The organism is Enterococcus sp. DIV1767, assembly GCF_050542585.1.
Lineage (GTDB): Bacteria > Bacillota > Bacilli > Lactobacillales > Enterococcaceae > Enterococcus_D > Enterococcus_D innesii.
In genome coordinates this window covers 3,095,299-3,112,656 of the sequence record NZ_CP172936.1, presented here as the reverse complement: position 1 = coordinate 3,112,656, position 17,358 = coordinate 3,095,299, and the positions used below count along the sequence as shown (strand labels likewise).

At 43.9% G+C, this 17,358-nt stretch carries 21 protein-coding genes; 16 read left to right on the top strand and 5 right to left on the bottom strand.

Annotated elements, in window-relative coordinates; all coding sequences use genetic code 11:
• Position 1 precedes the first annotated feature (1 nt).
• The gene (locus IGI78_RS14680; RefSeq protein ID WP_081117852.1) at positions 2-946 is read left to right on the top strand and encodes a 3'-5' exoribonuclease YhaM family protein; all 945 of its coding nucleotides are present in this window, start codon (positions 2-4) and stop codon (positions 944-946) included.
• 167 nt (positions 947-1,113) lie between these two features.
• Here IGI78_RS14680 and IGI78_RS14675 read toward each other — a convergent pair whose 3' ends face one another.
• The 3 genes from IGI78_RS14675 to IGI78_RS14665 all read right to left on the bottom strand — a co-directional run bounded on the left by IGI78_RS14675 (position 1,114) and on the right by IGI78_RS14665 (position 3,065).
• Positions 1,114-2,148: a peptidylprolyl isomerase gene (locus IGI78_RS14675; RefSeq protein ID WP_077452359.1), complete on the bottom strand. Its 1,035-nt coding sequence runs from the start codon at positions 2,146-2,148 to the stop codon at positions 1,114-1,116.
• A 116-nt stretch (positions 2,149-2,264) separates the two neighbouring features.
• A complete protein-coding gene (locus IGI78_RS14670; RefSeq protein ID WP_077452358.1) occupies positions 2,265-2,639 on the bottom strand; it encodes a YtxH domain-containing protein in 375 nt (124 codons plus the stop codon).
• Positions 2,640-3,065, bottom strand: a complete 426-nt coding sequence (locus tag IGI78_RS14665) for an HIT family protein (RefSeq protein WP_005227719.1) — start codon at positions 3,063-3,065, stop codon at positions 2,640-2,642.
• 212 nt (positions 3,066-3,277) lie between these two features.
• Between IGI78_RS14665 and IGI78_RS14660 the strand changes: the two genes are divergently transcribed.
• The 15 genes from IGI78_RS14660 (at position 3,278) to IGI78_RS14590 (ending at position 15,407) form a co-directional block, all read left to right on the top strand.
• Positions 3,278-3,757 (top strand): hypothetical protein, encoded by a 480-nt coding sequence (locus tag IGI78_RS14660; protein WP_081117833.1) that lies wholly within the window; start codon positions 3,278-3,280, stop codon positions 3,755-3,757.
• 84 nt (positions 3,758-3,841) lie between these two features.
• Entirely contained in the window at positions 3,842-4,576 is a 735-nt protein-coding gene (locus IGI78_RS14655; RefSeq protein ID WP_077452355.1) for an ABC transporter ATP-binding protein, read from the top strand.
• Positions 4,573-5,784 (top strand): ABC transporter permease, encoded by a 1,212-nt coding sequence (locus IGI78_RS14650; protein ID WP_195266248.1) that lies wholly within the window; start codon positions 4,573-4,575, stop codon positions 5,782-5,784. The genes IGI78_RS14655 and IGI78_RS14650 overlap by 4 nt, the downstream gene beginning before the upstream one ends.
• 104 nt (positions 5,785-5,888) lie before the next feature.
• On the top strand, positions 5,889-6,668 hold the full coding sequence (locus IGI78_RS14645; protein ID WP_077452353.1) for a phosphotransferase family protein: 780 nt from the start codon (positions 5,889-5,891) through the stop codon (positions 6,666-6,668).
• Between the two features lie 57 nt (positions 6,669-6,725).
• On the top strand, positions 6,726-7,382 hold the full coding sequence (gene trmB / locus IGI78_RS14640) for a tRNA (guanosine(46)-N7)-methyltransferase TrmB (RefSeq protein WP_077452352.1): 657 nt from the start codon (positions 6,726-6,728) through the stop codon (positions 7,380-7,382).
• Between the two features lie 87 nt (positions 7,383-7,469).
• The gene (comGA, locus tag IGI78_RS14635) at positions 7,470-8,432 is read left to right on the top strand and encodes a competence type IV pilus ATPase ComGA (RefSeq protein WP_081117831.1); all 963 of its coding nucleotides are present in this window, start codon (positions 7,470-7,472) and stop codon (positions 8,430-8,432) included.
• Positions 8,386-9,414 carry a competence type IV pilus assembly protein ComGB gene (gene comGB, locus IGI78_RS14630; protein ID WP_081117830.1) on the top strand — a complete coding sequence of 343 codons (1,029 nt, stop codon included), beginning with the start codon at positions 8,386-8,388 and terminating at the stop codon, positions 9,412-9,414. Before comGA ends, comGB begins: the two co-directional genes overlap by 47 nt.
• Positions 9,411-9,716 (top strand): competence type IV pilus major pilin ComGC, encoded by a 306-nt coding sequence (comGC, locus tag IGI78_RS14625; protein WP_077452349.1) that lies wholly within the window; start codon positions 9,411-9,413, stop codon positions 9,714-9,716. Before comGB ends, comGC begins: the two co-directional genes overlap by 4 nt.
• On the top strand, positions 9,673-10,164 hold the full coding sequence (gene comGD / locus IGI78_RS14620) for a competence type IV pilus minor pilin ComGD (protein WP_353934542.1): 492 nt from the start codon (positions 9,673-9,675) through the stop codon (positions 10,162-10,164). The genes comGC and comGD overlap by 44 nt, the downstream gene beginning before the upstream one ends.
• Complete coding sequence (locus IGI78_RS14615; RefSeq protein ID WP_077452347.1) at positions 10,145-10,459, top strand: hypothetical protein; 315 nt, start codon at positions 10,145-10,147, stop codon at positions 10,457-10,459. Before comGD ends, IGI78_RS14615 begins: the two co-directional genes overlap by 20 nt.
• Positions 10,449-10,874 (top strand): competence type IV pilus minor pilin ComGF, encoded by a 426-nt coding sequence (gene comGF / locus IGI78_RS14610; RefSeq protein WP_195266246.1) that lies wholly within the window; start codon positions 10,449-10,451, stop codon positions 10,872-10,874. The genes IGI78_RS14615 and comGF overlap by 11 nt, the downstream gene beginning before the upstream one ends.
• Positions 10,875-10,887: 13 nt before the next feature.
• Positions 10,888-11,199: a competence type IV pilus minor pilin ComGG gene (gene comGG / locus IGI78_RS14605; protein ID WP_229045643.1), complete on the top strand. Its 312-nt coding sequence runs from the start codon at positions 10,888-10,890 to the stop codon at positions 11,197-11,199.
• 176 nt (positions 11,200-11,375) lie between these two features.
• Positions 11,376-12,380, top strand: a complete 1,005-nt coding sequence (locus IGI78_RS14600) for a class I SAM-dependent methyltransferase (protein ID WP_081117827.1) — start codon at positions 11,376-11,378, stop codon at positions 12,378-12,380.
• 24 nt (positions 12,381-12,404) lie between these two features.
• On the top strand, positions 12,405-13,589 hold the full coding sequence (locus IGI78_RS14595; RefSeq protein ID WP_096741835.1) for an acetate/propionate family kinase: 1,185 nt from the start codon (positions 12,405-12,407) through the stop codon (positions 13,587-13,589).
• Between the two features lie 357 nt (positions 13,590-13,946).
• A complete protein-coding gene (locus tag IGI78_RS14590; RefSeq protein WP_005227746.1) occupies positions 13,947-15,407 on the top strand; it encodes a peptide MFS transporter in 1,461 nt (486 codons plus the stop codon).
• A 94-nt stretch (positions 15,408-15,501) separates the two neighbouring features.
• On the opposite strand, the gene IGI78_RS14585 is transcribed toward IGI78_RS14590, so the two are convergent.
• Together IGI78_RS14585 and IGI78_RS14580 are read right to left on the bottom strand one after the other, a co-directional pair.
• Positions 15,502-17,085 (bottom strand): ABC-F family ATP-binding cassette domain-containing protein, encoded by a 1,584-nt coding sequence (locus tag IGI78_RS14585; RefSeq protein ID WP_195266243.1) that lies wholly within the window; start codon positions 17,083-17,085, stop codon positions 15,502-15,504.
• Between the two features lie 104 nt (positions 17,086-17,189).
• Positions 17,190-17,318, bottom strand: coding sequence for a hypothetical protein (locus tag IGI78_RS14580; RefSeq protein WP_005233423.1), 129 nt, complete (start codon positions 17,316-17,318; stop codon positions 17,190-17,192).
• Between the last annotated feature and the right edge of the window lie 40 nt (positions 17,319-17,358).

Genomic DNA, 17,358 nt, shown 5'->3' with positions numbered 1-17,358 from the left:
CATGAAAAAAATTCGTGAATTAACTGTTGATGAAACGTTTCAACTTTTCTTACTGATTAAGAATGCCGATGTACGAATCGCGAAAAACGGCAAAAAGTTTATTGCCTTCACCTTTCAAGATACATCCGGCACGATCGACGGAAAGTTCTGGGATGCATCAGATGAAGAAATCGCCCGTTTTGAACCCGGGAAAGTAGTACTGCTAGATGGGAAACGGGAAGTCTACCAAGGCAATCCCCAAGTCAAAATCATGCATTTGCGCTTAGCGAAGCCGGAAGAACCTCATGAACCAAGCCAATACATGGAAAAAGCGCCCTTGCGAAAAGAAGAGATGGAAGAAGAAATCAGTCAAACCTTGTTTGAGATCACAAATCCTCACTGGAATCGCATCGTCCGTTTCTTGTTGAACAAGTATAAAAAGGAATTCTTTGACTTTCCAGCAGCGAAGCGCAATCACCATGCCTTCGCCAGTGGATTGGCGTATCATACGACAACTATGCTGCGGTTAGGAAAAGCGATCGTCAAAGAATACCCTGAATTAAATGCGTCACTGCTGTATGCGGGCATTATTTTGCATGATTTAGGAAAAGTAATCGAGTTGACAGGTCCCATGACGACAGAGTATACCTTAGCAGGGAATCTAGTAGGGCATCTCGTCTTAGTGGATGAAGAAATCACACAAGCCTGTATTGCTTTGAAATTTGATGATAAAGAAGAAGATATCGTTGTTTTGCGGCATATGGTCTTAGCTCATCATGGGTTGCTAGAATATGGGTCACCTGTTCGGCCCCGCATAATGGAAGCAGAAATCCTCCATCAGATCGATAACTTGGATGCTTCCATGCAAATGATGCTGACGTCAATCCGTTTAACGGAACCTGGTCAATACACGGATCGTATTTTTGGCATGGACAACCGGAGTTTTTATGTACCGAAAGAAGTGTAGCAGCGACGTTGCAGCACGATCAACCAAAGTGAATGACGGAAAGAACAAAAACCACGCTAGGCTTGCTTAGCGTGGTTTTTGTTAGCTGCTGGAAAAATTTGAATCGTAGATAGAAATCTAATCGGTACAAAAAAAGAAGCGCCGCTATGACGGCACTTCTTTTTTTATTATTCAGCAGAAGAATCTGTAGCACTTTCACTCGTTGCAGTAGAGTCATCGGTTGCATCAGTAGCAGAAGAATCTGCCGCTGAGCTGTCCGTTGCATCTGTTGCAGAAGAGTCAGCAGTTGAATCTTCTGTTTCGGCTGCTGTGATGTAATCAGAAAGCAAGTCTGCTAAGTCAGAGTCTTTCATTTTCACATTAGCTGCTTGCAATTCTTGACCGATCGTTGCTGCCACGAATGTTTGATCATTCAATAAGGTGTTTTGAGCGATCTCAGTCAAATCATCTTTGTATTTATCCATATCGTTGCCTTTGTCTTGGTTTTTCACCATTTTCACGATGTAGTATTCTGTCGTGTAAGTTGATGTGTTGGTGGCAGAGATCACTTCAGAGATTTCACCATCTTTTAAGTCAAAAGCGGCTGTTTTTACTTCATTCGGTACAGCTGATGAAGTAGAATCGAATTTGATCGTTCCGCCATCTTCTTTTGTGGCTGCATCTGTTGATTTTTCTTTGGCAATTTCACCAAAATCAGCATCATCTTTTTTCACTTCTTCTAAGACATCTTTGGCATCATCTTCACTTGCTACTTTGATGATTTGTGCCTCTACCTCTGGGTGGAAAGAATCCCATGCTGTTTTCATGTCTTCGTCAGTAATATCCATGTTGGCTTTTAAGCCTTCACGTAAAGCAAGTTGTTGCTTCAATTCTGCCCGGTAAGACTTCACCGTATAACCAGAGGCAGTCAAGGTTGATTCAAAGGAATCATTCCCACCGTATTGTTCAGCCATATTGTTGAATTGCTCATCGATCATGTCTTCGGTAACATCATCACCATATTTTTCAGTAAAGACTTTTAAGACGATCATTTGACGCAACGCATTTTGGTTTTCTGAACTTGTTTTTGCTTGGTCATAAAAATCTTGAACAGTGATTTTACCGCCCTTCATTGTTGCGATTTCCTCACTTGAATTACCACAAGCCGCTAATGCAAAAAGACTCATTGCACTGACTGCTACTAAAATTAATTTTTTCTTCATTCGTTTAAGCACTCCTAATTCTAAAAAAGATTCATAATAATCACTGCACCTACTATACCACTTCTAGAAATGGTTGGGAAGAAAACAGTGGATGTTTCAAACAAAATTCATAAAAACTACAAATTTTCAATTTGTTTGGTATCCTCTGCGCTTTGGGCTTGAATCGTCGTGATGTGCTGATTCAACTGCTCCATTTGGGTTTTGATCCGAGCAAGGCGCGGTTGCGCTTGGAATTTGAAGGCTTCCAGATCTTTCGTAAAAGATTCGGTCACAACGGGGATGGTTTCGTCGATCGTTTTGCGGGTCACCATCACAGCATCCTTTAGCTGTTTAACGCTGTCATTGAATTCTAAGGTCGCTTCTGTCGTGTCATCTAAATAGCGAATCAATTCTTCACGAGTTTCATTGCCGCTTTTCGGTGCAAAAAGCAAACCACCTAAGCCGCCGGCGATGGAACCGAATAATAGTCCTTTAAGAAAATTGCCGATCATTTAATCCACCTGCTTTCCAATTTTTTCGGCGATTGCCGCTAGTTCTTCCCCCGTGTAGTTGTCTGCGTGATTGCCAAAATGGATCTTGAAATCATCGTCTTTGCTGTAACGAGGAATCAAATGGACATGGGAATGAAAGACCGATTGGTACGCCAATTCTTTATTGTTGTTGATGATATTTAAGCCTTCGATCTCAGGGAATGCTTTTTCGATCGCTCGAGCAATCTTAGGAATGCGGGCAAAAACCGCTGCTGCCAACGTTTCATCGTACTCAAAAATATCCGTCACATGCGTTTTGGGGATCACCAATGTATGACCCGGGGTGACTTGGGAAATATCTAAAAAGGCATAGACTTGCTCATCCTCGTAGACTTTGTAGCTAGGAATCTCACGATTGTTGATTTTACAAAAAATACAATTTTCCATTGTAAAAAAACCTCCTTGATCTAGTACCTCTACTTTACCATATTTTGCTTTTTTTCGTCTGGTTTCCTCTTTGAAAAAGTCGGAACAAGGCAACTGTTCCTTCAACAAAGGCGCTTTTTTAAAGAAATGCGAAAAGCGAGCGAGAAACGCTTGCATTTAGATTCCAACAACCCTAGACTTAATATCAGAAATCATTTGGAAAGAAGGAACCTATGAAACCGATCATTAGAGAAACCTTACAGAAAAAAACAACGACTTCAGCGAAGCTTCGCTACTTAGCCTATGCCTATAAAGAGTGGTTGATCGCGATCACGCTGTTTGTGGTGTTTGCTGGTTCAATCACTTATTCTCTGACACGTCCGCAAGAAGAAGTAGTCAATGCCGCCATTGTCACTGAAACAGCAATGGACCCTGCGGTGCAAAGTGAATTGGAAGCAGCCGTTGAAGCATGGGCGATTGACCAAGGGTATCAAAAAGAAGAGCTGAGGATCAGTCTGGTTTCTTATGCTGAACCAGCTGCTGTCCAAGCATTTACCACCCGTCTTGCTGCTGGTGCGATCCAAATGGTCGTCTTTCCAGCCAGCGAAGCACAAACGTGGCAAGAGCGCTTTGGCAGCCAAGAACTGCCGCAAGACCCCATTACAGTGGGAGAAAACGAATTTATCTTGCAAGTTACGAATAAAGAAAAATAAATAACTGTTTTGCCAGCTGACTGAATTGAACAAAAAGAGCCTACGTTGAAAAAGTGTCGTAATTAGGTGAATCGGAGGAAGAAAATGACTTTACAAGTAGCAAACGTGACAGGCGGCTATAATCAACTGCCAGTCTTAAAAAATATTGATTTTACGATCGGCGATGGGGAACTCGTCGGCTTGATCGGCTTGAACGGGGCAGGAAAGAGTACGACGATCAAAGAGATCATCGGGTTACTGCAACCTCACAGCGGCACCATCACGATCGATGGCCTGACCCTGAAAGAAAACCCAGAGCAATACCGCAAACAAATCGGGTATATCCCTGAAACCCCTTCTTTATATGAAGAATTGACCTTAAGAGAGCACATCGAAGTGACGGCGATGGCCTACGATCTTCCGCAAGGAGAAGCCATGAAGCGAGCAGAACGCTTGTTAAAAACGTTTCGTTTAGAAAACAAACTCGATTGGTTCCCAGCAAATTTTTCAAAAGGAATGAAACAAAAAGTCATGGTGCTCTGTGCCTTTTTGATTGAACCAAGCGTTTACATCATCGACGAACCCTTCTTAGGATTGGATCCTTTAGCGATCAATGCATTATTGGAACTGATGAATGAGATGAAACAAACTGGAGCATCGATTTTGATGTCCACCCACATTTTAGCAACCGCAGAGAAGTATTGTGATAAATTCATTCTACTGCATAACGGTGAGATCCGCGCACAAGGGACCTTGGCGCAACTAAGAAGCCAATTTCAAGCACCGGAAGCCTCCCTTGATGATCTGTACCTCGCACTGACAAAGGAGAGTCAAGCATGAAGCAGTTTTTCTCGCAACGCTTACAGCGGCATCAAAAACAGATGACACGCTATTTGCGCTATGTCTTCAATGATCATTTTGCTTTGATCAGCACCTTTTTAGTCGGAGGCCTCGGTCTTTACTATTCGGAGTTATTAAAAACATTGCCGCGGCCGTTTCCCTTAGGCGGCGTCATCGTGGTGGCTGTTTGGTTATTTGTTTTACCGTTAGGACGCTTAGCGACATTGACAAAACCGGCAGACTTGATTTTTCTTTTAGCCAAGGAAGGACAAATGACAAGTTACCTCAGCCAAGCGTTACGTTATTCCCTCTGGCTGCCCTTTGGGGTTTTATTTTTAACCGTAGGGGCAACGATGCCTTTGGTCGTGGTCACAGCAAACAGCACCTTTGCCTCATTCCCATACTTTTTAGGGATGATGTGGCTCTTAAAACTGGGGGATCTTTCACTACAACGGATCCGTTTGTATCAAGAAACCCAGCAGCAAGTCAAACAGCAGCGAGGCATCTGGATGGTCAGTGCGCTAGTTGCTGCACTTGCTAGTATTTATGTAGTACCTTGGTTAGGGTTGGTGATCAGCATCCTCCAAGCAATCTGGTTCCTCTTTGGACTGAAAGCCGATAGCCAGCTTTTAGATTGGGACTATATGATCCAAGCCGAACAGTCGCGCTTAATGCGGATCTATCGGTTTATCAACTTATTTACAGATGTTCCCCAAATCACGACGGAAGCCAAACGGCGCAAATACCTCGACTGGTTGCTGGCAAAGATCAAGCCAGTGCACAGCAATACGTACCTCTATCTTTACTTGCGCCGAGTGATTCGTGGTGGACAATACGGTGGCCTTTATGTCCGTTTATCCTTGATTGGTGGGTTCGTCTTATTCTTTGTCGATGAGCTTTGGATCAGTCTGCTGATCGGCTGCTTGTTTCTTTATCTGATCGGTTTCCAATTGATTCCTTTGATCAATGAATTTCAATACATGGTTTTGACCCATCTGTATCCCGTGCCAGAAAAACAAAAAGCCGCAGCGATCAAAAAAATTCTTGGGGCACTTTTACTGGTGACCGCAGTTCTTTTCGGCGTGATCTGTTGCTTGCGCTTGCCTTTTGTTTGGCAAGGCGGTATCGCGTTTCTTGGCTTCTTAGGGTTTGCGGGTCTCTTTTTAGGCAGCTATTTACCAGGGCGATTAAAGAAAATGCATGCTTGATCCACAAGTGGCTTCTCTTACAAAAAGCGAACGCATATGCGCTTGACGGCGACCCTTTAGGAAGCTAGAATAAGAGGTACTGCGAAATAAGGAGAGAAGCTAGGATGGATATTCGCTTGGATCAAGATTGGCGTATGCGGCCGATCAAAGGCGACACCGGGAAAGCCTATATCGGGCTCAAGGACAACGACAAAGTCTTTATCAAACGAAATACGACCCCGATGCTTGCGGCACTCTCTAAAGAGGGCATTGCACCCAAACTCGTCTGGACGAAACGGACGGGAAATGGCGATACGCTCTCCGCACAAGAATGGCTGGATGGACGGGTCTTAGATCCCGATGAAATCGGCCAAAGAAATGACGTCATTGATGTGTTGTATCACTTGCATCATTCAAAAACACTGGCACAGATGCTAAGTAAAATAGGGGGACAAGTCAGATCGCCTGAACAGATGCTGATGGATTATCAGGATCAACTACCTTCTGCGGTCGCCCAAAACGGTTTTATTCATTTGGTCACCGAGTATTTAAAAGCTAATATTCCAGCTTTTGACGAGCAAAAAGCCGCGGTCGTCCATGGCGATGTCAATTATCGAAATTGGCTAGTTTGTCAAAATTATTTATATTTAGTCGATTGGGATTCCGTGATGTTTGCAGATCCAGCAATCGATATCGGGACTATTTTAGGTCACTATGTGCCGCTATCCAGCTGGTCTCATTGGCTGGTGCGCTATGGTATCCATAGCAGCAGCGAAGTGATCGAAAAGATTTATTGGTATGCATTGTTGAGTATGCTGCAAGAGGTCAAAAAATATTATCTGCGGGGCGATTACAAAGCCATGAATGCAGAGATTTTACAATTAAAACGAATTTATAGTGAATGAAGAGAAGATGGAGCGAGGCAATTTGGTTCCATCTTGTTTTTTCGGAAAGGAAGAAACATGAGAGTAAGAAAACGTGCAGGTGCAAAAGAGCTGATTGAAGCTCATCCACAATACGTCGTTGCAGAGCCTACCGAATGGAAAGGGCGTTGGCATGAACGCTTTGGCAATGATCATCCGCTACACATCGAAATCGGCATGGGAAAAGGCCAATTTATTACAGAAATGGCGAAAGCTCATCCCGAGATCAATTATATTGGGGTAGAGATGCAGATCAGTGTCGTTTCAATCGCATTGGATAAAATGATCGAGCAGGAGATCCCAAACTTGCAACTGCTGCATGTGGATGGTTCGGCTTTGACCAACTATTTTGCGGACAATGAAGTAGACCAGATCTACTTGAATTTTTCTGATCCCTGGCCTAAGAAGAAGCATGAGAAGCGCCGTTTGACTTCTAAAGCCTTTTTAGCAGTGGACGAGCAAATTTTACGACCTAATGGCGAGATCCATTTCAAAACGGACAACCAAGGATTGTTTGAGTATTCCTTAGCGAGCTTTTCTCAATATGGCATGATCATCAAACAAGTTTGGTTGGACCTGCATAACAGTACCTTTGAGAACAATATCATGACGGAATATGAAGAAAAATTCTCCAGCCGCGGTCAGCGAATCTATCGGGTGGAAGCCCAATTTGTGGCAAAAGAACCACAGAAATAAACGAATGATGAAAGATGAAGCAAATTTGCTTCATCTTTTTTTCTATTCTCAAAGCGTTTGCGTATTTCTTTTTAGGAGGGATAAGTCGTGGATATTCAAGCATTCTCAGACGAGTTGATTCTTTATGGAAGACAAGAACGCATGCAGGATCTGGCCATTTTGCCTAGCGGTTCACAGATGGAGGTGACTTTCAGTAAAAGCTATCTCAGAAAGACCTATCAAGTACTGACCAACGAAGAAGCCCAGCAGCTGATCACTCGCTTCAAATTTTTAGGAGGAATGGAGGTGGGAGAGCGGCGTAAAGCTCAGTTAGGCGCAGTCAGTTATCCGATAGATGATCAGCTGCAGCGGCTGCGCATCTCCACAGTCGGTGACTACCAAGGGCGTGAAAGTCTCGTGATGCGGTTTCTTTATCCCTTGACTCAGGAGCATCTGCGCTATTTCTTTGCAGAAGATGTCCAGCAGATCCAACAGGGGACCAAACAAAGAGGGCTGTATTTGTTTTCAGGCCCCACTGGCTCAGGAAAGTCGACCCTCATGTATCAGTTAGCACGGGCAACCAAGGGGCAAGTTATTACCATTGAAGATCCCGTCGAGATCGAAGAGCCGCGCTTTTTGCAGCTACAAACTAATTTGAAGATCGGGCAAGATTATGATGAATTGATTCGCTTGTCTTTGCGGCATCGTCCGGACCTGCTTTTGATCGGCGAGATCCGTAACAAAGAAACGGCGCAAGCCGCTGTTCGAGCCGCTCTGACAGGTCACCGAGTATTTGCCACGATCCATGCCCGAGGTGTAGCAGAAACCAAGACGCGGCTGCTGGAATTGCTCGGGACAGACGATCGTCTGGCACATGCGCTGCAAGGGATCATTTATCAGCGATTGCTGCCAAATGAAGCGAATGAACCTCATGGATTGCTGGCGTATCACTTTTATGAGGGGCAAGTGGAAAAACAGTGGCAACACGTACTAAACCGAGTGAAAGAAAGTGGGTGGATCAGCGATGAAGTTTATGAAAAAGAAGCCCCAGCTACCACGCCGTGCAACTGAAGCACTCTTAGTCACCTTCACGGTGTTATTGGAGAGTGGCTTTTCCCTACAAGAAAGCCTCCAAGTGCTGCTGCGCAGCCGCCAGTTTTCTGAACCTGTGATCGAACAGCTGATTGTCCATCTTGCCCAAGGGCAAAGCTTTGCAGCAGCGGTAGCGCCGTTATCGTTATCAGCTACTGAAAAAAGTCAGCTTCATTTAGCAGAAAGGCATGGGGATCTCACGGCGACCTTGCGGCGGATGGTCGACTACCACACATTGGTCAACAAGCAAAAACAGCTGCTGTACAAAGTAGCTGCCTATCCGCTTTTGTTGCTGGTCTTTTTACTAGCTGCGCTTTTTGGGATGCACCGCTTTTTATTGCCCCAATTGTTAGCCTCTGGCATGATCGACGAAGGTCATTGGGGCATTCGCGCCATCACTTGGGCACCCGCAGTACTTATCCTCTTCTTGTTGTTCAGTGGGCTGCTTTTTGTGATCAGCCGCTGGGTGTTTGCCCGCCGCACTGCCTTGCAAAAAGCTGTGTTTTTCAGCCGCCTGCCATTGTTCGGAGCATTGTACACGAGTTATCACACGAGTTTTTTCGCATTGGAATGGGGCAAGTTGTTTCAGCAAGGGTTAGATATCCAACAGATCATTGAGTGTATGGAGCACACCAATAAAGCTACCTTGATCCAAGAATTAGCACGAGAGCTGCGAGTGACCTTGACACTTGGGGGAGAACTCCCAGAAAAACTTCGGCGTTTTTCGTTTCTCACACCAGAATTTTCTTTGATCGTCTTTCAAGGAGAAGTACGAGGAAAGTTAGGAGAAGAGCTTTTTCTATACAGCCAATTATTGATGGAACGCTTGTTTCAGCGGATTGAAAAAGCCATCCACTGGATTCAGCCCTTGATTTTTTTACTAGTTGCTTTGATGATCGTTGGGATCTATGCCGCTATGTTTTTACCAATCTATGGAAATATCCAAGGAGTGATCGAATGATAGAAAAGAAAGTAGCATCTCCTCGCAAGCAGGGGATTTGGCGTGTCAAAAAAGGCTTTACATTGGTTGAAATGCTAGTCGTTTTATTAGTGATTAGTATTTTGGTTTTATTGTTTGTCCCAAATCTTGCCAGTCAAAGAGGAATCATTGATGAGAAAGGAAATGCGGCGATCGTGAAAGTAGTGGAAACCCAGATCGAACTCTTCCGTCTGAATGAAAATCGGGAGCCTTCGAGAGAAGAATTGATTGCTGAAGGGTATGTATCTGAGGAACAATATGCGATTTATGAGCAGGGGAACTGAGGATTGTCAATGGCGCTCTTTTGCTGGGTTTACCTTAATAGAAAGCCTTTTGGTCCTTCTTGTCAGTAGTATGTTTCTCTTTTTTCCTATTGTGGCCATTGAATACTATCAGCAATCTGCCGAAGTCTTAGGCTTTTGTGCTCGCTTAGAAAAAGGGCTCTACACTTTACAGCAAACGGCCATCATCGACAACACACAAACCCGGGCCGTCTATCAAGCAGAGCCAACGCCAACTGTTTCATTTTATGGCGCTGCAACTGAGCCGGTAACGAAGATTGAAGTTCCTTCACAGCTAGAGGTGCAGGCGTTTCCCGACATCCTGTTCAGTAGTCAATCTGGCAACAATAGCAGTCTGCGAAAGATCGTTTTTTATTGGCAGGAGAAAAAGCAAACCATCAGCTATAAGTTTTTATTTGGGAGTGGCCGTTATGAAAAAATCGTTGAATAGCGGGTATATCTTGGCCGAAAGCCTGATGGGGTTTGGGGTGTTAGCAACGTGTATCTTATTGTTTTTAGTGATGCAGGCTGCTGTACTTGCTCAAAGTGCGGCATTGCAGGAAAAAGCCCAGATGATGAGGGTGCTGTATGAAGAAGTCCAGAACCATTCCTTTGATTCTTCAGCCATCACCTACACGACGCAGCGTCAGGCGGTCTATCAAGTTCGCTTTTGGCAAGCAGCGCAGCATCAACAGGCACGCATCCAAAGTGGCGAACAGCTCTGGGAGATTTTGTATGAAGAGTAAAGGCTTTACTTTGTGGGAGTGCCTGTTGTCTTTATGGATATTGGCGATCTGCTTATTGATGATCAGTGGGATCGTCAAGCACCTGGCACCGGTCAATCAGCAGATCATGGCTCGCAAAGATCAAGAGTGGCATGTGTTTTTGCTTCAGCTGGAACGGGAATTAAGTACCTGTACCTATCTATCAGTCAGCGAGACGACGCTATATTTGCGAAGCAGTCAAAACAATTCGGTAACGATCGATCGCATCAATCGCGTGCTGCGGAAACGGGACAACAATGGCTATCAACCACTATTGACAGAAGTAGCGGATGTGTCTTTTGAGAAAATTGGCGCAGCGATCCGCTTTACCGTTTCCTTTGAGAATGGAGAGCAAAAAATTGGGCAATGGAAAATACACACACAAGAGGCGGCATAAGGGCGGTATTTTATTGACAGCACTATTGTTTGTACAGCTGATGAGTTTGATGCTATTACTGGTGTTAGAAAATAGTCGGACAACGGCATTTTTTTATACAAAAACCATTGAAACTTATGAAGCTCGCATCATGAGTGAACTGTTCCATGCGGAATTCTTGCAAAACGAAATGGCTGATCAAGGGTCACGTCTTTATAATGTGGGAAAGTTGACCTATGAACGGCAAGGACAGGTCTTACAGATCGAGTGCCATGTCAAAAGCCGCCGCTTTACATTTACCTTTTTGTTACCCGAAGAACAGCCTGAAATAGACACAGAAGACTAAGAGGAATAGTACAGGGAAAGGATGGTTGTTTCGACCATCCTTTTTCATACAGAAATAGAAAAAGAATGTTTACAGCTTCACAAATTATTCTAAACGAAAGCGATTGATTATTTTGGATGAATCGGCTAAAATTAAACAGGTATATATGTTGTTATAGTTTTGAAAAGAGGTGCAAGATGTCCGCAGAAAAAATGGAAACGTCTTTTCATTTGACCGTTGAAGCGATCCAATTGCTTCAAAACGCATTGGAAACGTCTTTTTTTGATGCTTACGTAGAGACGATCGAAAATTTTGTTGATCAATACCAAGTTCGTGTGATCGATGGGGTACCTGATGAAGCAACTGCTACTCGTTTAGAAACCATCTATCAAGAAATTCGAGCAATGGAACTATCGGCAGAAGAAAAACGCAAGCTTGCGCAGTTGGTTTTGCTCAAAGGCAGCCAAACGGAGCGCTTGCAGGCCAATCACCAACTGACACCAGATAGTCTTGGGTTTTTATTCGTTTATCTGATCGAGCAACTAAGCAGTGCCGATCAACCAGTGAAACTTCTGGATTTATCGGTAGGCATGGGGAATCTCTTATTGACAGTCTTGCTGAATCTACAATTAGCCAAGCGGCCAGTAGAAGGAACCGGTGTGGATATTGACGAAACCTTGTTGGCGATCGCAGCTGCAACGGGGGAATGGACCAAAGCGCCTTTGCATTTGTTCCATCAAGATGGCTTACAAGAGCTATTGATCGAACCAATGGATCTGGCAATCAGCGATCTACCGGTGGGCTATTACCCACAAGATGAAAAAGCCCAAAGTTTCATTACAGCGGCTCCTGAAGGACACAGTTACGCCCATCATTTGCTGATGGAACAAGCGATGAACTATGTCAAAGCAGGTGGGTACGGTTTGTTCTTAGTACCAAGCAACTTCTTGGAAACAGAACAGAGTGAATTTTTGAAAAAATGGCTGAAAGAAAAGGTTTATTTGCAAGGAATGATTCAGCTTCCTGAAGAACTCTTTAAAAATGAACATTCACGTAAAAGTATTTTGCTTTTACAAAACCATGGAGGGACAAGCAAACAAGCAGACGAAGTCTTGCTGGTCAAGCTAGCCTCACTGAAAGAACCAAAGAACATCACAAAACTTTTTGAACAATTTGCGGCTTGGAAAGCAGCAAATCTGTAATATAATTCGGATAAGGAGATCATCATGTCAAAAACAATCGCAATCAATGCTGGAAGTTCAAGTTTAAAATGGCAATTATATCAAATGCCAGAGGAAACAGTTGTCGCTAAAGGAATCGTTGAACGAATCGGTTTGAAAGATTCTATCTTTACCATCAAATATGGGGAAGATCAAAAATTCGAACAAATCATCGACATCAACGATCACGAAGTAGCGGTAAAAATGTTATTGGATCAACTGATCGAATTAAACATTTTAGGTGCCTATGATGAAATCACTGGTGTCGGCCATCGTGTCGTTCACGGCGGAGAAGATTTCCCTGATTCTGTTGTGATTACAGACGAAGTGATGGAACGCATCCAAGCATTGGCTGAATTTGCGCCATTACACAACCCAGCAAACTTGATGGGGATCACTGCTTTCAAAAAAATCTTGCCAGAAATCATTAGTGTCGCTGTTTTTGATACTTCTTTTCATGCAACGATGCCAAAACACAATTACCTATACAGCTTGCCATTAGAGTACTATAACGAGTTTAAAGTACGTAAATACGGCTTCCACGGTACAAGCCACCGTTATGTTTCTGAGCGTGCAGCAGAAATGTTAGGCAAACCAATCGAAGAATTAAAAATCATCACTTGCCATCTAGGGAACGGTGCGTCGATCACTGCGGTTGACGGCGGAAAATCAGTGGATACCTCAATGGGCTTCACGCCATTAGCTGGTGTAACGATGGGCACACGTTCAGGTGACATCGATCCTGCTGTTTTACCATATTTAATGGAAAAATTAGATTTGAACATCGATGAAATGGTGGATGTTTTGAATAAAAAATCTGGTCTATTAGGCTTAACTGGTATTTCAAGTGACATGCGGGATCTAGAAGCAAACTACGACAAAGAAGAAGTCAAAGTTGCTTATGATGTCTTTACTGACCGGATCCGTAAATATATCGGTGGCTATGTCACAACCATGAATGGCGTTGACGCGATCGTCTTTACTGCTGGTATCGGTGAAAATGATGCCCACGTCCGTAGCGAAGTCATCAAAGGCATGACTTGGTTTGGTTGCGAATTAGATGCCGATAAAAATGCAAAACGCGGCGAAGAATTAGTGATCTCAACTGAAGAGTCAAAAGTCAAAGTGCTTTTGATCCCAACAGATGAAGAATTAATGATCGCTCGCGATGTGGAACGTTTACGCGGCTAAGCGAAAACCTTCCTTAGAATAGAAGCTGAAACACATGCAAGAGAAATGCTTGCATGTGTTTTTTTGTAGGAAAATCCCAAAAATGGTGTCAGAGGTAAAAATTGGTGAAGACCATTTTCTAATTTTTATAACAAAATATTTAATAATTATAAATATAGGAATTGTTTTATACTAGACTTATTTGGAACGTTTCTCATCATGTTTTCATTTGAATTTAAATTTCCCTCCTTTTTTGCAGGATGTTCTCAGGGAAATACCCTTGTAAAAGTCGCCAAATGGGAATAAACTGGCATTTGTGAATTTTCAGAAAAATTCCGCTATTTTATTTTCACTAATTTTTATAAGGGGCCATTACATATGGAAAAAGAAAAAACATTCTTAGGTCAGCCGCGAGGGCTGTCGACTTTATTCTTCACGGAAATGTGGGAACGATTCAGTTATTATGGTATGCGGGCGATTTTGGTGTACTTCATGTACGATGCAGTTGCCAACGGCGGCTTAGGGTTGCCAAAAGGAACGGCTGTAGCGATCATGTCGATTTACGGTTCCTTAGTGTATATGTCAAGCATTGTTGGCGGCTGGATCTCGGACCGTCTTTTAGGATCAAATAAATCCGTCTTTTATGGTGGGATCTTGATCATGTTAGGACACATCGTTTTGGCAACACCTTTAGGGATTCCAGCGTTGTTTGTGTCCATGATGCTGATCGTCATCGGAACCGGACTATTGAAATCCAACGTATCGGGTATGGTGGGGCATTTGTACAGCAAAGACGATATCCGTCGGGATGCTGGTTTCTCGATTTTCTATATGGGGATCAATATCGGCGGCTTGTTAGCACCGATCATCGTTGGGATCTTAGGACAAGAAGTTAACTACCACTTAGGCTTTTCGATTGCTGCTATCGGGATGTTTATCGGTTTGGTGCAGTATTATGTTCAAGGAAAAACCACGTTGAAAAGTGTAGCGATCGCGCCAACGAATCCTTTATCGGCAGCCGAAAAGAAAACCTTCTTCCGAGCAGTCGTTCTGGTTCTTCTCGCATTGGCAGTGTTGTTTGGCGCAGCAGCTGCAACGGGGCATCTGACGGTTGATTTCTTTATCAACTTTATCAGTGTTCTAGGTATTTTCTTGCCGATCTACTACTTTACCAAAATGCTGCGTTCGAAAGATGTTACACCAGATGAAAAGAAAAAAGTATTGGCCTACATTCCGCTGTTTTTGTCAGCGATCGTCTTTTGGTCTTTAGAAGAACAAGGCTCATCGATCTTGGCATTGTTTGCCGCTGACCGTACGCAATCAACGTTATTCGGCATCAATATTCCAGCAAGTTTATATCAAACCTTAAATCCACTTTTTGTTGTCTTACTGACACCTGTCTTTGTTTGGTTGTGGACCAAACTAGGTTCTCGTCAACCGCGGACAGAAGTGAAGTTTGCCATCGGTTTAGTCTTAGCCGGTTTGTCTTTTCTCTTATTGATGCTGCCAAGCCTTTTGTTTGGAGTAGAAGAACGGGTCAGCCCATTATGGTTAGTATTGAGCTTCTTCATTATGATTGCTGGGGAAATGTGTCTTTCACCGGTGGGCTTGTCGGTGACGACCAAACTAGCGCCAAAAGCCTTTGAAGCACAAACCTTGGCGATTTGGCTGCTAGCAGACGCGTCTTCACAAGCCATCAATGCGCAAATCGCTCGGTTCTATACACCGCAAACAGAAGGGATGTACTATGGCATCGTCGGCGGAGTAGCCGTTGTTGTCGGCATCATCTTGTATTTAGCTAGAAAACCGATCCGCAACTTGATCGGCAACATTCATTGATCAAAAAATAAAAACTTGATTTTCCTACCGTATGCATTGGTTGTTCAATCAATGCATAGGCGGAAAATCAAGTTTTTTGTTGTGAATCAATGTCTTAGTCAATCAAGGGACTCAGAGATTGGCGCGTGATCTGCTGCTGTTCAATAACTAAGGCTTCTTGGAAGTGCTGCTGTAAAAAGTAGCGGTCATGGCTGACTGCCAGCAGGGTCCCTTGATATTCTTGCAACATTTCTTCAATTTCTTCTCGGGCATAGCTGTCGAGGTGATTGGTTGGTTCATCCAAAATCAGGACGTTGATTTTTTCTAAAAAGAGTTTCAGTAACGCCAAACGGATTTTTTCACCACCAGATAAATCTTTGATTCGTTTGGCCACATCACTTTGATAAAAACCGCTTTTAGCTAACTGTCGGCGAGCCGTTTCTTCGTTTCCTGTCAACGTCTGTACGTAGGCCAACAAACGGCTCTCGGGGGCGGCAAACTGCAGTTGCTGGGGCAAATAGCCGATTTGTAAGCTGCTGCCGCGCTTGATGGTGCCGCCACTGGGAATTTCCTCACCGAGGAGTAACTTGAGTAAGGTTGATTTTCCGGTACCATTGTCGCCGATGATCGCTAGATGCTCCCCACGGTAGACCGCAAAACTGCTGTCTTTGAATAGGAGCTGATCGGCATATTGCTGGTGCAAGTCGCGAACGATGAACACCTCTTTGCCCGATTTTCCGCCATTTGCCAAGCCATGCAGCCGATTTTTCGGGGGCGCTGGCAGTTTGACCAGGGTTAGTTTCGCTAGGCGGCGCTCCAATTCTTTGGCTTTTTTGAAGAAGGCCTCATTGTCTCCTTCATTGGCCCACTGACGAAATCGCCGAATCATGACTTTCAGTCGCTGGACCTCTTTTTGCTGCAGTTCGTAGTTTTTGGTCAGCTCCGCCAAGCGAGCTTCTTTCAAGACACGAAACCGGCTGTAGTTCCCGGGATACTCAATCAAGGCGCCTTCTTCCAGTTCCCAGGTCTTGGTGGTGACTTGATCAAGAAAGTGCCGATCGTGAGAAACGACTAGGATCGCTTTTTTCGTATTCTGTAAATAATTTTCCAACCAGCGGATACTTGAAAGATCCAAGTGATTGGTTGGTTCATCCAGTAACAGCAAGTCAGCATCGGCAACTAGCACTTTGGCTAAAGCGACTTTGACCCGTTCACCACCGCTAAGCTCTGTTAGCCGTGCGTCCTGTCGATGGGGAATTCCTAAGCCTTGTAAGATCGCGGAAATTCGGTCTTCTAATCCATAACCGCCCAACTCTTCAAAGCGCTGCTGCAACTCGCCATAACGGATCAGACACTTCTCTAAATCAGTATTGGGTTCTGCCATCAAGGCTTCGTAATGACTCATTTGTTGTTTGAGTTCTTGAATGTTAGCAGCAGAATGGAGCAGGTAGTGGATAACGGTTGCTTCAGAAACGGTCAGCTCTTGCTCGACCGTCCCGATCCTCAAGCCTTTTTGGCGGCTAATAACGCCACTATCGACGCCTTCAGCGCCAGTCAAGATTTGTAAAAAGGTTGATTTGCCCGTTCCGTTGATGCCGACTAGGGCAATTTTTTCCCTAGCTTCGATTTGGCAGGATAACTCCTCAAATAACGGATTCCCGCCGATGGTTTTTTTAATAGCAATTGCTTGTATGATCATGATCTCTCTCCTTGAGACCACTCAAAAAGGCCATGGATATCCATGGCCAGTGTTATTTAAACTCAGATTCTTTCGAGAAAAATACCTTGAGATGGCCATTGATTTTACGTAAATTTCACTGTTTTGGACAGACTCGTCCCGTCAACAGCAACTGTAAAACCAATTGCATGGCTAAATGCGATATGGTATCGTTGGTAATTTTCATTACTTGTTATTTTAGTCATGCGCATCATGGTCGTTTTCCCTCCTTTGTGTCTTTGTCTTTTCAGTGTA

Bases quoted from the DNA above. Each gene is read 5' to 3' on its own strand.
- IGI78_RS14680 (WP_081117852.1), top strand. From the start codon at position 2: ATGAAAAAAATTCGTGAATTAACTGTTGATGAAACGTTTCAACTTTTC.
- IGI78_RS14675 (WP_077452359.1), bottom strand. From the start codon at position 2,148: ATGAAGAAAAAATTAATTTTAGTAGCAGTCAGTGCAATGAGTCTTTTT.
- IGI78_RS14670 (WP_077452358.1), bottom strand. From the start codon at position 2,639: ATGATCGGCAATTTTCTTAAAGGACTATTATTCGGTTCCATCGCCGGC.
- IGI78_RS14665 (WP_005227719.1), bottom strand. From the start codon at position 3,065: ATGGAAAATTGTATTTTTTGTAAAATCAACAATCGTGAGATTCCTAGC.
- IGI78_RS14660 (WP_081117833.1), top strand. From the start codon at position 3,278: ATGAAACCGATCATTAGAGAAACCTTACAGAAAAAAACAACGACTTCA.
- IGI78_RS14655 (WP_077452355.1), top strand. From the start codon at position 3,842: ATGACTTTACAAGTAGCAAACGTGACAGGCGGCTATAATCAACTGCCA.
- IGI78_RS14650 (WP_195266248.1), top strand. From the start codon at position 4,573: ATGAAGCAGTTTTTCTCGCAACGCTTACAGCGGCATCAAAAACAGATG.
- IGI78_RS14645 (WP_077452353.1), top strand. From the start codon at position 5,889: ATGGATATTCGCTTGGATCAAGATTGGCGTATGCGGCCGATCAAAGGC.
- trmB (WP_077452352.1), top strand. From the start codon at position 6,726: ATGAGAGTAAGAAAACGTGCAGGTGCAAAAGAGCTGATTGAAGCTCAT.
- comGB (WP_081117830.1), top strand. From the start codon at position 8,386: ATGAAGTTTATGAAAAAGAAGCCCCAGCTACCACGCCGTGCAACTGAA.
- comGC (WP_077452349.1), top strand. From the start codon at position 9,411: ATGATAGAAAAGAAAGTAGCATCTCCTCGCAAGCAGGGGATTTGGCGT.
- comGD (WP_353934542.1), top strand. From the start codon at position 9,673: ATGTATCTGAGGAACAATATGCGATTTATGAGCAGGGGAACTGAGGAT.
- IGI78_RS14615 (WP_077452347.1), top strand. From the start codon at position 10,145: ATGAAAAAATCGTTGAATAGCGGGTATATCTTGGCCGAAAGCCTGATG.
- comGF (WP_195266246.1), top strand. From the start codon at position 10,449: ATGAAGAGTAAAGGCTTTACTTTGTGGGAGTGCCTGTTGTCTTTATGG.
- IGI78_RS14600 (WP_081117827.1), top strand. From the start codon at position 11,376: ATGTCCGCAGAAAAAATGGAAACGTCTTTTCATTTGACCGTTGAAGCG.
- IGI78_RS14595 (WP_096741835.1), top strand. From the start codon at position 12,405: ATGTCAAAAACAATCGCAATCAATGCTGGAAGTTCAAGTTTAAAATGG.
- IGI78_RS14590 (WP_005227746.1), top strand. From the start codon at position 13,947: ATGGAAAAAGAAAAAACATTCTTAGGTCAGCCGCGAGGGCTGTCGACT.
- IGI78_RS14585 (WP_195266243.1), bottom strand. From the start codon at position 17,085: ATGATCATACAAGCAATTGCTATTAAAAAAACCATCGGCGGGAATCCG.
- IGI78_RS14580 (WP_005233423.1), bottom strand. From the start codon at position 17,318: ATGATGCGCATGACTAAAATAACAAGTAATGAAAATTACCAACGATAC.